This window comes from Pseudomonas sp. TH41, from assembly GCF_016650695.1.
In the GTDB taxonomy this organism is placed as follows: domain Bacteria; phylum Pseudomonadota; class Gammaproteobacteria; order Pseudomonadales; family Pseudomonadaceae; genus Aquipseudomonas.
Genome location: NZ_JAEKFH010000003.1, coordinates 1,273,631 through 1,289,221, shown reverse-complemented (window position 1 = coordinate 1,289,221; position 15,591 = coordinate 1,273,631). Strand labels below are relative to the sequence as shown.

General features: G+C 58.7%; 11 protein-coding genes. 4 read left to right on the top strand and 7 right to left on the bottom strand.

Annotation, left to right across the window (positions count from 1 at the left end; all coding sequences use genetic code 11):
- Window positions 1-2: 2 nt before the first annotated feature.
- The 7 genes from JFU37_RS08640 to JFU37_RS08610 all read right to left on the bottom strand — a co-directional run bounded on the left by JFU37_RS08640 (window position 3) and on the right by JFU37_RS08610 (window position 10,633).
- Window positions 3-1,013 carry an ABC transporter permease subunit gene (locus tag JFU37_RS08640; protein WP_201114905.1) on the bottom strand — a complete coding sequence of 337 codons (1,011 nt, stop codon included), beginning with the start codon at window positions 1,011-1,013 and terminating at the stop codon, window positions 3-5.
- A 74-nt stretch (window positions 1,014-1,087) separates the two neighbouring features.
- Complete coding sequence (locus tag JFU37_RS08635; protein ID WP_201114904.1) at window positions 1,088-2,683, bottom strand: ABC transporter substrate-binding protein; 1,596 nt, start codon at window positions 2,681-2,683, stop codon at window positions 1,088-1,090.
- A gap of 77 nt (window positions 2,684-2,760) precedes the next feature.
- A complete protein-coding gene (locus tag JFU37_RS08630; protein WP_201114903.1) occupies window positions 2,761-4,176 on the bottom strand; it encodes an OprD family porin in 1,416 nt (471 codons plus the stop codon).
- 171 nt (window positions 4,177-4,347) lie between these two features.
- Window positions 4,348-5,949 (bottom strand): ABC transporter substrate-binding protein, encoded by a 1,602-nt coding sequence (locus JFU37_RS08625; RefSeq protein ID WP_201114902.1) that lies wholly within the window; start codon window positions 5,947-5,949, stop codon window positions 4,348-4,350.
- Window positions 5,950-6,256: 307 nt separating this feature from the next.
- Complete coding sequence (locus JFU37_RS08620) at window positions 6,257-7,882, bottom strand: ABC transporter substrate-binding protein (RefSeq protein ID WP_201114901.1); 1,626 nt, start codon at window positions 7,880-7,882, stop codon at window positions 6,257-6,259.
- A gap of 258 nt (window positions 7,883-8,140) precedes the next feature.
- A complete protein-coding gene (locus JFU37_RS08615; RefSeq protein WP_201114900.1) occupies window positions 8,141-9,742 on the bottom strand; it encodes an ABC transporter substrate-binding protein in 1,602 nt (533 codons plus the stop codon).
- 174 nt (window positions 9,743-9,916) lie between these two features.
- Entirely contained in the window at window positions 9,917-10,633 is a 717-nt protein-coding gene (locus JFU37_RS08610) for an SIMPL domain-containing protein (protein WP_201114899.1), read from the bottom strand.
- Window positions 10,634-10,994: 361 nt separating this feature from the next.
- Between JFU37_RS08610 and JFU37_RS08605 the strand changes: the two genes are divergently transcribed.
- The 4 genes from JFU37_RS08605 (at window position 10,995) to JFU37_RS08590 (ending at window position 15,588) form a co-directional block, all read left to right on the top strand.
- Window positions 10,995-12,257, top strand: coding sequence for an ATP-binding protein (locus JFU37_RS08605; RefSeq protein WP_201114898.1), 1,263 nt, complete (start codon window positions 10,995-10,997; stop codon window positions 12,255-12,257).
- On the top strand, window positions 12,250-12,816 hold the full coding sequence (locus tag JFU37_RS08600; protein WP_201114897.1) for a response regulator transcription factor: 567 nt from the start codon (window positions 12,250-12,252) through the stop codon (window positions 12,814-12,816). The genes JFU37_RS08605 and JFU37_RS08600 overlap by 8 nt, the downstream gene beginning before the upstream one ends.
- A 97-nt stretch (window positions 12,817-12,913) precedes the next feature.
- The gene (locus JFU37_RS08595; protein ID WP_201114896.1) at window positions 12,914-14,641 is read left to right on the top strand and encodes an ABC transporter ATP-binding protein/permease; all 1,728 of its coding nucleotides are present in this window, start codon (window positions 12,914-12,916) and stop codon (window positions 14,639-14,641) included.
- A gap of 197 nt (window positions 14,642-14,838) precedes the next feature.
- Entirely contained in the window at window positions 14,839-15,588 is a 750-nt protein-coding gene (locus JFU37_RS08590) for a FadR/GntR family transcriptional regulator (protein WP_201114895.1), read from the top strand.
- Window positions 15,589-15,591: the final 3 nt, after the last annotated feature.

The window sequence follows — 15,591 nt, the reverse complement described above, 5'->3', positions numbered from 1 at the left end:
TCTCAGCGCTGGTGACGAATGCGTGGGTTGGCAAAGCCGTAGAGGATATCCACCACGAAGTTAACCAGAATCACAATGCAGGCAATTAGCAGGATGCCGTTCTGCACCACGGGATAATCCCGCGCGCCAATGGCTTCGATCAGCCATTTGCCGATGCCCGGCCAAGAGAAGATGGTTTCGGTCAGGACCGCACCGGCCAACAGGGTGCCGACTTGCAGGCCGACCACGGTCAGCACCGGGATCAGGGCATTGCGCAGGCCATGGACGAATACCACGCGTGCCGGCGACAGGCCTTTGGCGCGGGCGGTGCGGATGTAGTCTTCACGCAGCACTTCGAGCATCGAAGAGCGGGTCATCCGTGCGATCACCGCCAGCGGAATGGTGCCCAATACGATGGCGGGCAGAATCAGGTGGTGCAGGTAGTCGAGCAGGGCACCGGGTTCATCGCTGAGCCAGGTATCGATCAGCATGAAACCTGTCGGGCGCTCGATGTCGATCAGCAGGTCGTTTTGCCCCGATACCGGCGTCCATCCCAGGGTCACCGAGAAGAACATGATCAGAATCAGGCCCCACCAGAAGATCGGCATCGAATATCCCGCGAGGGAGATGCCCATTACCCCATGGTCGAACAGGGACCCTCGCTTGAGTGCCGCGATCACCCCGGCCAGCAGCCCGAGGACGCCAGCGAACAGCAGGGCGGCCATGGACAGCTCGAAGGTGGCGGGGAACAGGGACTTGAATTCGGTCCATACGCTTTCACGGGTACGCAGGGACTCGCCGAGATCGCCGTGGGCCAGTTTGCCAATGTAATCCAGGTATTGGGCATACAGCGGTTTGTTCAGACCAAGGCGTTCCATTGCCTGAGCATGCATTTCGGGGTCGACGCGACGTTCGCCCATCATTACTTCCACGGGGTCGCCAGGAATCATGCGAATCAACGCGAAAGTCAGCAAGGTGATGCCGAAGAACGTGGGGATCAATAACCCCAATCGGCGGGCAATAAAACTAAACATCTTGTGGTGTACCTCATCAGCCGGTTAGGCGTGCCCGGTGTCCCTGGAGTCAGGGACACCGGGAGTTTTCTTATTTACTTCACCTGGGTGGTGGCGAAGTTATTCGTGGTAAGCGGGCTAATGTGATAGCCCTCTACGTTCTTGCGCATTGCAGTAAACATACGGGTGTGCGCCATGCTGATCCATGGCTGGTCCTTGTTGAAGATCTCCTGTGCTTGCTCATAGAGCGCTGCGCGTTCCGTCGGGTTTACTTTAGCCCGTGCTTCATCGAGTAGCGCCTGGAATTTCTCATTGCACCAGCGTGCGTAGTTTTCGCCGTTTTTGGCGGCCTCGCAACTGAGCATAGGCGTCAGAAAGTTATCCGGGTCGCCGTTATCGCCCGCCCATCCGGCGGCCACCATGTCGTGCTCGCCATTTTTAGCGCGTTTGAGCATTTCGCCCCACTCCATGACGCGGATGTCGAGCTTGATGCCGACCTTGGCCAGATCAGCTTGCATCATCTGCGCGGCGAGCATCGGATTCGGGTTGGTCGCACCACCACCGTTGCGGGTGAACAGGGTGAATACGGTCCCTTCCGGCACACCGGCTTCCTTAAGCAGGGCGCGAGCCTTGTCCAGGTCGCGGGGCGGGTTGGTCAGTTTATGGTTATAGCCCAGCAAGGTGTCCGGGTACGGGTTGACCGCAACAGTGGCATTGCCCTTGCCAAACAGCGCGTTGACAGCCGCTTCTTTGTCGAAGGCGATGTCGATGGCTTTGCGCACCCGCACATCACTCATGTACTTGTGCGAGGTGTTCATGGCGATGTACGAAACGGTCATCGCGTTCATTTCATCAACCTTGAGGTTGGTGTCTTTCTTGATGCTCGGGATGTCATCCGGTTTCGGATACAGCGCGATCTGGCACTCGTTGGCCTTGAGCTTTTGCAGGCGCACGTTGTTGTCGGTGGCGATGGCCAGGATCAGCGCGTCAGCCGGCGGCTTGCCACGGAAGTAATCCGCGTTGGCCTTGAAACGGACCTGTGCGTCCTTGTTGTAGCGCTGGAAAACGAACGGGCCGGTGCCGATCGGCTTGTTGTTCAGGTCGTCCATTTTGTTGGCTTTGAGCAACTGATCGGCATACTCGGCGGAGTAGATCGAAGCGAACGCCATGGCGATGTCGGCCAGGAACGGCGCTTCGCGACGGGTCAGGGTGAACTTGACGGTGTTGTCGTCAACTTTTTCGACGTTTTTAAGCAGTTCCTTGAAGCCCATGCTTTCAAAGTACGGGAAGCCCACGCTCGACTGTTTGTGCCACGGGTGGTTCGGGTCCAGCTGGCGCTGGAAGCTCCAGAGCACGTCGTCGGCATTCATGTCGCGGGTCGGCTTGAAATATTCGGTGGTGTGAAACTTGACGCCTTTGCGCAGGTGGAACGTGTAGGTCAGACCGTCTTCGCTGATGTCCCAGGAGTCGGCCAGCGCCGGAATCACTTCCGTGGTGCCAGGCTTGAAGTCCGCCAGACGATTGAAAATGGTTTCAGCCGCTGCGTCGGCTGTGACTGCAGTCGTGTACAGGGCGGTGTCGAAGCCTTCCGGACTGTTTTCGGTGCAAACCACCAGGGGTTTGGCCGAAACGCCAACAGCAACACTTAGCAACGCGGCCGCGATGGCCGCACGTAGGGGAAGCATTTTCATCAAGAACCCTCTGCAATCAGTTGAGCGAAGAAAACCGAACGGCCGACTCGGTATGAGTCAGCCGTTGGGCAGGTGCATTACAGAATGTTGAACGGAATGGTGGTCACGAGACGGAACTCGTTGATGCTGCCGTCAGCCTGGTTTTCGCTGGCACGGTGAGCGGTGTAGGTCGCGCGAACAGTCGTGGCCTTGAGCGGGCCGCTCTGAATGGCGTACGAAGAACCGATGCCGTATTCGTAGTGGGTTTCGCCGTCCATCGACTGCACGCCGTCGTAGCCACCACCCGCGTAGTGAGTACCGTCGATACCCCAGCCGCGAGCTTGGTAGATGTTGAACTTCAGGCCTGGCACGCCGTATTCAGCCATGTTCAGGCCGTAGGCGATCTGGAAGGACTTCTCGTTCGGGCCGTTGAAGTCCGACAGCAGGGAGTTGGCCAGGTAGATGCCGTTGGTTTCGTGCAGGTAGTCGAAGTACTCGTTACCGTTCACTTCCTGGTACGAGAAGGTCAGGCTGTGAGCCTGGTGTGTCAGGCCGAACGACAGCGAGTAGGTGTCGTTGTCGATTTCGCCCAGCAGCTTTTTACCTTCATCGACGGTTTTGTAGTAGTTCAGGCCGGTGGTCAGGCTCAGTACCGAGCTGTCACCCAATACGTGGGTGGCGCCGAAGTAGTACTGGTTCCACAGGTCTTCAGCCTGGGTGCCCCAGAGGCTGGTGGTCAGACTGGCGAACGGCTGATAGGTGATACCGGCGGTGTTCACGTGATCGGTTTCAGCGCTGGGGTTGCCGTATTCGGAGCGGAACTTGCTCAGGCTTTCTTCGGTACGTGGCGAAACGCGGTCGAAGGTCCCCAGGTCAAAGGCCAGGTTGTTCAGCTCTTCGCTGTGGATCGCGATCCCTTCGAAGCTCGAAGGCAGTGCACGGTTGCCGATGACGTCGACCTGCGGGCTGCTGAAGTTCATGCGGCCGGCGGTCAGCGTGGTGTTGGAAATGCGCGCCTTGACGTTGGCCAGGCCCATCTTGCTCCACTGACCTTGAGCGTCGCCGCCTTCTGTGGTCAGGGTACGGTTGTTGCCCGCGCCTGGACGAGAGCCCGGTGCGCCACCGTTGTTGGAGGCCAGGCTTTTGCGATCACGTTCCAGAGCAACAGCGTTGTAGGCCGCTACTTCGGTGCTGAAGCCTACGGTGCCTTCGGTGAAACCGGAGTTGTACTTGACGATCGTGCCCTGATCCCAGTTGATGCGGCGATCAGTCGGGGTCGAAACGCCGTCTTTCTTGTAGGCGAATTTGCCACCACGTTTCAGTTGTTCGTTGGCGTACCAGTTGCGCGTGGTGCCGCTGATCGATTGACCTTCGACAAAGCCGGTTGCGTCGGCTTGTGAGCTTGTGGTCTTGACCGTCACCGGGGTGAAGTCCTGGCTCTGGGTTTCTGCGTAAGCCGTGGCGGTGATGCTGCTGATGGCCAAAGCCAATAACGCAGTGCTGCTCAGTTTCATGGGTGAAGCTCCTTTATTTCTTTTTTTATGCCGGTCTTTTTTTGTGATCCGGCTATTGGGTGTAGAACTCATTCAAGGCATGGCAAACGTTTGCTGTGCGCCCATTTGGCGAATTAAGGCAATACGCTTGCGTGAGGGCGGAATCCGCCCCCGGCGTTTCTGGCTAATCGGTTATTTTTCTATGCTGACACCCGAGAACACGTTGCGACCGAACGGACTCACCTTGAATCCGTCGATTTTGGCGCTCAACGGCTGGTTAACCGTCGAGTGGGCGACTGGCGTAATCGGCACTTGCTGCTTGAGGTACTGTTGCGCCTGTTCGTAGAGCGCGGTGCGTTGGTCGCGGTCGGTGACGACTTTGGCCTGCTTGATCAGCTTGTCGTAAGCCGGATCACACCACATGGAGTAGTTGTTGCCGCCGATGGCGTCACAGCTGTAGAGCGTGCCGAGCCAGTTGTCCGGGTCCCCATTGTCACCGGTCCAGCCGATCAGGCTGATGTCGTGTTCGCCATTCTTGGTGCGCTTGATGTACTCGCCCCATTCGTAACTGACGATCTTGACCTTCAGGCCGATCTTCGCCCAGTCAGCCTGGAGCATCTCGGCCATCAACTTGGCGTTGGGGTTGTACGGACGCTGGACCGGCATGGCCCAGAGGGTGATTTCGGTGCCTTCCTTCACGCCGGCAGCCTTGAGCAATGCCTTGGCTTTTTCCGGGTTGTAGGCGGCGTCTTTAATGGTCTCGTCGTAGGACCACTGGGTTGGCGGCATGGCGTTGACCGCCAGTTGTCCCGCGCCCTGGTAAACGGCGTTGAGAATGCCTTGCTTGTTCACCGCCATGTCCAGCGCCTGGCGCACTTCGAGCTGGTCGAAAGGTTTGTGGCGCACGTTGTAGGCGATGTAACCGAGGTTGAAGCCCGGCTTCTCGATGAGCTTGAGTGTCGGGTCGTTTTTCAACGCGGCCACGTCGGCAGGACGAGGGTGCAACGTGATCTGGCACTCGCCAGCCTTAAGCTTTTGCACACGCACCGACGCGTCGGTGTTGATGGCGAAAATCAGGTTGTCGAGCTTGACCCGGCTCGGGTCCCAGTACTGCTTGTTGCCGGTGTAACGGATGTTGGAATCTTTCTGGTAGCTCTTGAACACAAACGGGCCAGTGCCGATCGGCTTCTGGTTGATGTCGCTCGGCTTGCCCTCGGCCATCAGTTTGTCGGCGTATTCGGCGGACAGGATCGCGGCGAAGCTCATGGCGATGTTCTGGATGAACGCGGCGTCCACGCTGTTGAGCGTCATCACCACGGTCAAGGCGCCGGTCTTTTCGACCTTGGCGATATTCTTGTTCAGGCTCATCCCGTTGAAATACGGGAACTCGGTCGGATAAGCCTTACGGAAAGGTTGCTGTGGATCCAGCATGCGATTAAACGTAAACAGCACGTCATCGGCGTTGAAATCACGGGTCGGCGTGAAGTATTTGGTCGTGTGAAATTTCACCCCTTCGCGCAGGTGAAAGGTGTACTTGAGACCGTCCTCGGAAATATCCCAGCGAGTGGCCAGGCCTGGTACGACGTTGGTGGCGCCTTTTTCAAACTCTGCCAATCGGTTGTACAACGGCTCGGCGGCGTCGTTATCGGTCGCGGTCGTGTACTGCGCGGTATCGAAGCCAGCGGGGCTGCCTTCGGAGCAGAACACCAGGCTGTTATTGGCGGCCTGGCTGATGGAAGTGGCGGCCAGCAGGCCGGTGCCCAGCAATGCGGATAAAACCAAGGTATGGCGCATGACGCTCCCTTTTCTCGTGTCCAAGTGTTTTTCAATGCGCCGCCGTCCCGTCCGTGGACGAGGAGGCATCATTGATCTCAAACCATCGCGTGCAGCAAAACCGAGAGCCCACGCATGAACTGGTCAGATCCCGACGGTATGAGCCGTGGGTCCGGCAGTAAATGCGTAGAGTCCTAAAGACTCGTAGGAAAAGGCGACGCGTCCTAACCCACTGCTGTGGTCCGCAGTGGATTTGGATGTAGGCGGATTCCTGCTTTCTCGGTAGATAAAGCAACGGCGACGTCAGAAACGTCGCCGTTGCAACACCTTACTTGCTGAGGCTGACGCCGTAGAAGGAGTTCAAGCCAAATGGGCTGATCTTGAAGTCCTGCACGTTGTCGCGCATCGGTTGGAACACCGTCGAGTGAGCGATAGGTGTCATTGGAACGGCGTCTTTGAGGACGTGTTGCGCCTGCTTGTACAGTTCGGTGCGCTTGCCCTGATCGGTCGTGCGCTTGGCTTCCTTGACGATGCCGTCGAACTTCTTGTCGCACCACTTGGAGAAGTTGTTGCCTTGCAGCGAGTCGCAGCCGAACAGCACGTTCAGCCAGTTGTCCGGATCACCATTGTCGCCGCTCCAGCCAATCAGCATCGCCTGGTTTTCGCCGCCTTTGGAGCGCTTGATGTACTCGCCCCATTCGTAGCTGACGATCTTGACCTTGAGACCGATCTTGGCCCAGTCGGACTGCAACATTTCGGCCATCAACTTGGCGTTCGGGTTGTACGGACGCTGCACCGGCATCGCCCACAGAACGATTTCGGTACCCTCCTTGACGCCAGCTTCCTTGAGCAGCTCTTTGGCTTTCTCAGGATCGTACTTGGCATCCTTGATGGTGGTGTCGTAGGACCACTGGGTTGGCGGCATAGCGTTGACGGCCAACTGGCCCGCGCCCTGGTAAACCGAGTCGATGATCTGCTGTTTGTTGACGGCCATGTCCAGTGCCTGACGCACTTTCAGTTGGGCCAGCGGGTTTGGCTCGTTGCTGCCCTTGACCTTGTCCATCACGTTGTAGGCGATGTAACCCAGGTTGAAACCAGCCTGGTCAGGCACTTTCAGGGTCTTGTCTTCTTTCAGCGCCTTCAGGTCGGCTGGACGTGGGAACAGAGTGATTTGGCACTCGTTCTTCTTCAGCTTCTGGATGCGTACCGACGGGTCGGTGGTGATGGCGAAGATCAGGTTGTCGATCTTGACGTCGTCAGGCTTCCAGTAGTCCTTGTTCCCGGTGTAGCGGATGTTGGAGTCTTTCTGGTAGCTCTTGAACACGAACGGGCCAGTACCGACCGGCTTCTGGTTGATGTCGGCGGCTTTGCCTTCCTTGAGCAGCTGGGCAGCGTACTCGGCGGACTGGACGGAGGCGAAGCTCATGGCCATGTTCTGGATGAACGCAGCATCAACTTCTTTCAGAGTGAACTTGACGGTGTGGTCGTCGACTTTATCGATCTTGGTGATGTTGGTGTCCATCCCCATGTCGGTGAAGTACGGGAATTCGGTCGGGTACGCTTTGCGGAACGGGTCATCCTTGTTAATCATGCGATTAAAGGTGAACAGCACGTCGTCGGCGTTGAACTCACGAGTCGGCTTGAAGTACGGGGTGGTGTGGAACTTGACGCCGTCGCGCAAGTGGAAGGTGTACGTCAGGCCATCCGGGGAAATGTCCCAGCTCGTCGCCAGGCCAGGAATCACGGCGGTGCCACCGCGCTCGAACTGGGTCAGGCGGTTAAACATGGTTTCTGCAGAGGCGTCGAAGTCGGTTCCGGTGGTGTACTGACCAGGATCAAAACCGGCCGGGCTCCCTTCGGAGCAAAACACCAGGTTAGTCGCCGCATGGGCGAAAGGTGCGCTAGCTAATAAGCTTGCGCCGACTAAAAACGGAATGACCGCGTGTTTAAGCATGGTGGCCTCATGATTTGTTGTCATTTTTGGAATTAGAGGACGACCTCGTGAGTCGACCTGCGGATACTTATGCAGGGGCCGTACCCATTGCAAGATCCAGAGCGACCACAAGTCTTAAACGGTGGCACGAACGTACCTTAATGTCGCATTTGTATAAATTGATGCGCATTTGACCGTTTGCGCAGGTTTTTTTCGGTGCGACCCGCGCACAGTGAAGGGGCAACCGGGGCGATGGGCGCACCCGGTTGGAGCGCGGTGTTACTTATTTATACCTACGCCATAGAAGGGAGTGAGGCCGAAGGGGCTGATCTTGAAGTCGGTGACTTCCTTGCGCAAAGGCTGGAACACCGTCGAGTTAGCAATCGGGGTGATAGGTACCTGTTGTTTAAGGATTTTTTGCGCCTGTTGATAGAGTTTGACCCGTTGCTCACGATCGGTTGAGACCTTGGCCTGCTGAACCAGTTTGTCGTACGTCGGGTCGCACCACTTGGCGTAGTTGCTACCTTTCACCGCGGCGCAGCTGTAGAGCACGCCGAGCCAGTTATCCGGATCACCGTTGTCGCCGGTCCAGCCGTAGATCATCGCGTCGTGTTCGCCGTTCTTGGCGCGTTTGATGTACTCGCCCCATTCATAACTGACGATGTTGGCCTTGATCCCGACCTTCTCCCAATCCTGCTGGATCATCTGCGCCGACATGCGCGCGTTGGGGTTCGATGCGCGCTGCACGGTCATGGCCCACAAGTTAATAGTGGTACCGGGTGCAACCCCCGCTTCTTTCAGTAGCGCCTTTGCTTTGGTCGGGTCATGAGGCGCGTCCTTGATGCTCGGGTCATACGACCATTGCGCGGGTGGCAGGGCGTTTTGCGCGAGTTGGCCAGCGCTCTGATAAACGGCTTTGATGATCGCAGGTTTGTCGATGGCCATATCCAGGGCCTGGCGGACCTTGAGTTGGTCCAGCGGAGGATGGGTCACGTTGTAGGCCAGGAAGCCGAGATTGAATCCGGCTTGCTTGAGCACGCGCAGGTTCGGGTCTTTCTCCATGATCTCGATGTCTGCCGGGCGCGGGTAGCCGCTGACCTGGCATTCGCCGGCCTTGAGCTTCTGCAGGCGGACGGCGGCATCCGGGGTGATCGAGAAGATCAGGTTGTCGATCTTCACGTCCTCGGGTTTCCAGTAGGCCTTGTTGGCGGCATAGCGGATCTGTGAGTCCTTCTGATAACGCTTGAACACAAACGGACCGGTGCCGACGGGTTTCTGGTTGATATCCGCGGCTTTGCCTTCTTTCAGTAACTGTGCGCCGTACTCGGCGGACTGCACCGAGGCGAAGCTCATGGCGAGATTTTGCACGAATGCGGCGTCGATGGTGTTCAGGCTGAAGCGCACGGTGTGCTCGTCGATGGCGTCGACGCTCCTGATCGTTTTGTTCAGGTCCATGTCGGTGAAGTACGGCGACTCGGCGGGGTAGGCCTTGCGGAAGGCATTCTCGGGGTCGAGCAGGCGCTGGAAGGTGAACAGCACGTCGTCGGCGTTGAAGTCGCGAGACGGGGTGAAGTAATCGGTGGTGTGGAATTTCACGCCTTCGCGCAGGTGGAAGGTGTAGCTGAGGCCGTCGCTGGAAATATCCCAGCTGGTGGCCAGGCCGGGCTCGACTTCGGTGCCGCCGCGTTTGAATTGGGTGAGTCGGTTGAAGACGGTTTCGGCCGAGGCGTCGAAGTCGGTGCCGCTGGTGTATTGGCTGGGGTCGAAGCCGGCGGGGCTGGCTTCGGAGCAGTAGACCAGGGTGGTAGCGGCTTGGGCGAAAGGTGCGGTGGTGGCGAGAGCAAGGGCGAGCAGAAGTGGTCTGACGGTGATTCTTTCCATGGAGTCCCCCGAGGATTTGGGCAGCGCTGTTCTCCCTGTAGGAGCTGCCGCAGGCTGCGATCTTTTGATCTTGTCTTTTAAAAAATCAAGATCAAAAGATCGCAGCCTGCGGCAGCTCCTACAAGAATGCACAAAAGCGGCGATTGTGATCGCCGCTGTGCACGGGTTATCGAATCAAGGCATCAACACTTCAATCGACCCGTCCGCCGTCATGCTGACCTGGCTGGTGCCCGGCTCGACGTCCGGTGTGACCGGTGCTGCATCCATGCTCGCCGCTTTCATCATCATTGGCCCGCGCATGTACGGTTGTGGATAACCATTGCTGTTGAGGTTCAGGTTGACGATTTTGTAGCCCTTGCCACCCAACGCGTCGGTCGCCAGTTGTGCGCGAGCCTTGAAGGCGGTCACCGCGTCTTTGAGCAGGGCGTCTTCACTGGCATTGCGGGTTGGCGTGGCGATGGCGAAGTCCATGCCGCCCATTTTCAGGTCGGTCAGCAGTTCGCCGGTCAGCTTCGACAGGGCCGCGAAGTCGGAGCTTTCCAGGCGCAGTTCCGCACGTTCGCGCCAGCCGGTGATTTTCTGGCCCTTGGTGTCGTAGATCGGGTAGCTGTTGCGGCTGCCCTGACGCAAGGTGATGTCTTTGACTTGTTTGGCCTGGGCCAGCGCTTTGTTCAGGGTGGTGCTGACGTCGGCGGCGAGTTTGGCCGGGTCGGTGTTTTGTTCTTCGGTATAGAGGGTCACGATCATCAGGTCGCGGGCCACTTCCTGACTGACTTCGGCGCGCAGGGAAATCTGGTTGTAATGAAGCTCGTCGGCGGCCAGGGCCGGGAGGCTGGCGACGGTGCCAACACTGAGGGCAAGCAGGGCGGCGCTGCGGCGGAACGTGTGCATGAAAACTCCTTGGACGATGCGCAGGGGTTAGGTCCGAGCCTGCGTGAAACCATCAGACTCTAGCTCCAATGATCCGGTTCGCACAGTTACAACTTCTATACAGATGAATCACTGATGATCCTGTGGCGAGGGGATTTATCCCCGTTCGGCTGCGAAGCAGTCGTAAAACGTTCTCTGCAATAATCTGACAAATTTGGTTGCTGTTTTGGGGCGGCTTCGCCACCCAACGGGGATAAATCCCCTCGCCACATAGGCCTTCAAGCCACTTACACCTGTGGCCGTTTGCCGCACTTTCGCCTGTCAGGCACCGTGCTTGGTTATACTCCGTGCGATCCGCCTGGAGCGCTCATCAGGAGAGCTCATGCTCGCCGCCGTTCAAATCACTTCCGCCACTCGCCAGAATCTCTGGCGGCTGACGATCATCCGCACGTTGGTGCTGGCAGCTCAAGCCGGTTCCGTTGGCCTGGCCTACTGGCTCGAATTGCTGCCGCTGCCCTGGTTTCAACTGGCGGCGACCCTCGTTTGCTCGATGCTGTTGTGCACCTTCACGGCGATTCGCCTGCGCACTTCATGGCCGGTTACCGAGCTCGAATACGCGGTGCAGCTGGCGTGCGACCTGTTTATCCACAGTGCCTTGCTGTATTTCTCCGGCGGTTCGACCAACCCCTTTGTCTCTTATTATCTGGTGCCGCTGACCATCGCTGCCGTGACGCTGCCATGGCGTTATTCGGTGGTGCTGTCGGGCATCGCGCTGACGATGTACACCTTGTTGCTGGCGCGCTTCTATCCGCTGCAAACCTTCCCGATTGCCCGGGAAAACTTGCAGGTTTATGGGATGTGGCTGAGTTTCGCCCTGGCCGCAGCGGTCATCACCTTTTTCGCCGCGCGCATGGCTGAAGAGCTGCGGCGCCAGGAAGAGCTGCGCGCCATCCGTCGCGAAGAGGGCCTGCGCGACCAGCAATTGCTGGCCGTTGCGACTCAGGCCGCGGGCGCCGCGCATGAACTGGGCACGCCGCTGGCGACCATGAGCGTGTTGCTCAAGGAAATGCGTCAGGACCATCACGACCCGCTGTTGCAGGACGATCTGAGCGTGTTGCAGGATCAAGTCAAACTCTGCAAAGAGACGTTGCAACAGCTTGTTCGGGCGGCGGAGGCCAATCGCCGGCTGGCGGTGGAGATGCAGGACGTCACCGACTGGCTCGACGAAGCCCTGAACCGCTGGCACCTGATGCGCCCGGAAGCCAGTTACCGCTTCCAGCGACTGGGCCAAGGCGCGGTGCCGCGCATGGCGCCGCCGCCGGACCTGACCCAGGCGCTGCTGAATTTGCTGAACAACGCCGCCGACGCGTGCCCCGAAGGGCTGCAAGTGACGCTGGACTGGAATGCCGAGGATTTGACCATCAGCATTCGCGACCACGGCGCCGGTGTGCCGCTGGCCATCGCCGAACAAATCGGTAAACCGTTTTTTACCACCAAGGGCAAAGGTTTCGGCCTGGGCCTGTTTTTGAGCAAGGCCAGCGTGACACGCGCCGGCGGCTCAGTGAAACTCTACAGTCATGAGGAAGGTGGCACGCTCACCGAGCTGCGCCTGCCCCGTGTCGCCCGAGGAGACGAACATGAGTGACGAAATCCAAGTCGAAGCCGAAGGTGAAGATCTGCCGCATTTGCTGCTGGTAGACGACGACGCAACCTTTACCCGCGTAATGGCCCGTGCCATGGCCCGCCGTGGTTTTCGCGTCAGCACCGCCGGGTCCGCCGAAGAAGGCCTGACCATCGCTCAAGCTGACCTGCCGGATTACGCCGCGCTGGACTTGAAAATGGACGGCGACTCCGGCCTGGTGCTGTTGCCCAAGCTGCTGGAGCTGGACCCGGAAATGCGCGTGGTGATCCTCACCGGCTATTCGAGCATTGCCACCGCCGTCGAGGCGATCAAACGCGGCGCCTGTAACTACCTGTGCAAACCGGCGGACGCCGATGACGTGCTGGCCGCGTTGCTGTCCGAGCATGCCGACCTTGACACCCTGGTGCCGGAAAACCCGATGTCGGTCGACCGCTTGCAGTGGGAACACATCCAGCGCGTGCTGACAGAACACGAAGGCAACATCTCCGCCACGGCCCGCGCCCTGGGCATGCACCGCCGAACGCTGCAGCGCAAACTGCAGAAGCGCCCCGTTCGTCGCTGAACCAGTGCTGAACGAATGCCGGCCGCTCCTCGCGATAAACCGAACCGATCATCTATGATCGGTTCGTGCGTGTTCTTTTCTTTACCGAGTCTGAACCATGAATCAGAACGCTGAATATTCCGCGGTCAACGATGCTGTGCGCGGGCAGTTTTTTCGCAAAGTCTGGGCGATGATCACGCCTTACTGGCGCAGTGAAGAGAAGGTCAAGGCCTGGACGCTGCTGATCGCGGTGATTGCACTGTCGCTGATCAGCGTGGGGATCTCGGTGTGGTTCAACACCTGGTACAAGGATTTCTACAACGCCCTGCAAAAGAAGGACGAAGCGGCGTTCTGGCAGCTGATTCTGTATTTCTGCGCGATTGCGGCGGTGGCGATTGTCGGGGCCGTGTACCGGCTCTACCTGACCCAGATGCTGACCATCCGCTGGCGGGCCTGGCTCACCGAAAAACATTTCGTGCGCTGGCTCGGCGACAAGAATTACTACCAGCTGGAGCAGGGCGGTTACACCGATAACCCGGACCAGCGGATTTCCGAAGACCTCAACAATTTCACCTCGAACACCTTGAGCCTGGGCGTTGGTTTGATTCGCAACGTGGTCAGCCTGGTGTCGTTTTCGATCATTCTGTGGGGTGTGTCGGGCAGCATTGAAGTGCTCGGCTTTACCATTCCCGGCTATATGTTCTGGTGTGTGGTGGCCTATGCCGCGGTCGGCAGTTGGTTGACGCATTTGATCGGTCGTCGTTTGATCGGCCTGAACAACCAACAACAACGCTTCGAAGCCGACCTGCGTTTCTCCATGGTCCGGGTTCGCGAGAATGCTGAAAGTATTGCCCTGTACAACGGCGAGCCCAATGAAAATCGTCGCTTGAGCAACCGTTTCGGCATGGTCTGGCACAACTTCTGGGACATCATGAAGGTGTCCAAGCGTCTGACGTTCTTCACCTCCGGTTACACCCAGGCCGCCATCATCTTTCCGTTCATTGTCGCCGCGCCGCGCTACCTCTCGGGCAAGATCGAACTCGGTGAGCTGATGCAAATCGGCTCGGCGTTCGGCAACGTTCAGGAGAGTTTCAGCTGGTTTATCAGCGCGTACCAGGACCTCGCCTCCTGGCGCGCCACCTGTGATCGTCTGCTGAGTTTTCATCAGGCCATGACCGATAACGAAGAGCGCCACCCGGCCATCGACGTACAGAATCAGGGCTCGGACCTGAAAATACACAACCTGGGCCTCGACCTGGCCGATGGTCGTCACCTGCTGACCAGCGCGGACATGACGGTGGAAGAGGGCGAGCGCGTGATGCTCAGCGGCCGTTCCGGCAGCGGCAAGTCGACCTTGCTGCGGGCGATGGGGCATTTGTGGCCGGCTGGCCATGGCAGCATTCGTTTGCCGGCGGCGCGGTACCTGTTCCTGCCGCAAAAGCCGTACCTGCCGATTGGCACCTTGCGTGAAGTGCTGAGTTATCCACAGACCGGCGATACCTATACGCACGAGCGCTACGTTCATGTGCTGGAAGCGTGCCGCCTGCCGCACCTTGTTGCCCGCCTCGACGAAGCCAATCACTGGCAGCGCATGTTGTCGCCGGGTGAGCAGCAACGTCTGGCCTTCGCTCGGGCGCTGCTGTATGCGCCGCAATGGCTGTACATGGACGAGGCGACCTCGGCGATGGATGAAGAGGACGAAGCGTCGCTGTATCAGGCGTTGATCGATGAATTGCCGGGGCTGAGCATCGTCAGCGTCGGGCATCGCAGCAGCCTGAAGCGCTTCCATCCGCGGCACATTCGTATCGACAATGGTCACCTGGTGGATCAAGCCGTTACCGCCTGATCACCACAATCCCTGTAGGAGCTGCCGCAGGCTGCGATCTTTTGATCTTAAAAATCTAAGTCAAAAGATCGCAGCCTGCGGCAGCTCCTACAAGGTTTCCGCGTTCACATGAGCCCCAGCGTAGGTCAACGGTGATCGTACAACCCGCATGAGATATGATGCGGTTTCAGCCGATTTTTTCGAGAAAGACGTTCACCATGGAAAATCCGATCGACGCACCTCGCCTCCCTCGCAAGCGCCGCAGCCTCGCTCAGGAACTGGTGACGGTGCTGTCCGAGCAGATCCGCGACGGCCACCTCAAGCGCGGCGACAAATTGCCTACCGAGTCGGCGATCATGGATGCCCATGGCGTCAGCCGCACCGTGGTGCGCGAAGCGATTTCCCGTTTGCAGGCGGCCGGGCAGGTGGAAACCCGCCACGGCATCGGCACTTTCGTGCTCGACACCCCGAGCCCGAGCGGTTTCCGGATCGACCCGGCGACCGTGGTGACCCTGCGTGATGTGTTGGCGATCCTCGAACTGCGCATCAGTCTCGAAGTGGAGTCCGCCGGCCTCGCGGCGCAACGTCGCAGTGCCGAGCAGCTGGCGTTGATGCGCGCCGCCCTGGATGCACTGAATGAAAGCGCCTCCCACGCCAGCGATGCCGTGGCCTCGGACTTCCAGTTCCACCTGCAAATTGCCCTGGCGACCGGCAACCGCTACTTCACCGACATCATGACCCACCTGGGCACCAGCATCATTCCGCGCACCCGCCTCAACTCGGCGCGCCTGGCCCATGACGATCAGCAGCACTACATGAATCGTCTGAGCCGTGAACACGAAGAGATTTACGACGCGATTGCCCGCCAGGACTCCGATGCAGCGCGGGCGGCGATGCGATTGCACCTGACCAACAGCCGTGAGCGGTTGCGTCATGCTCATGAAGAGGCCGAGGCGCAGCGCGGCTAGTTT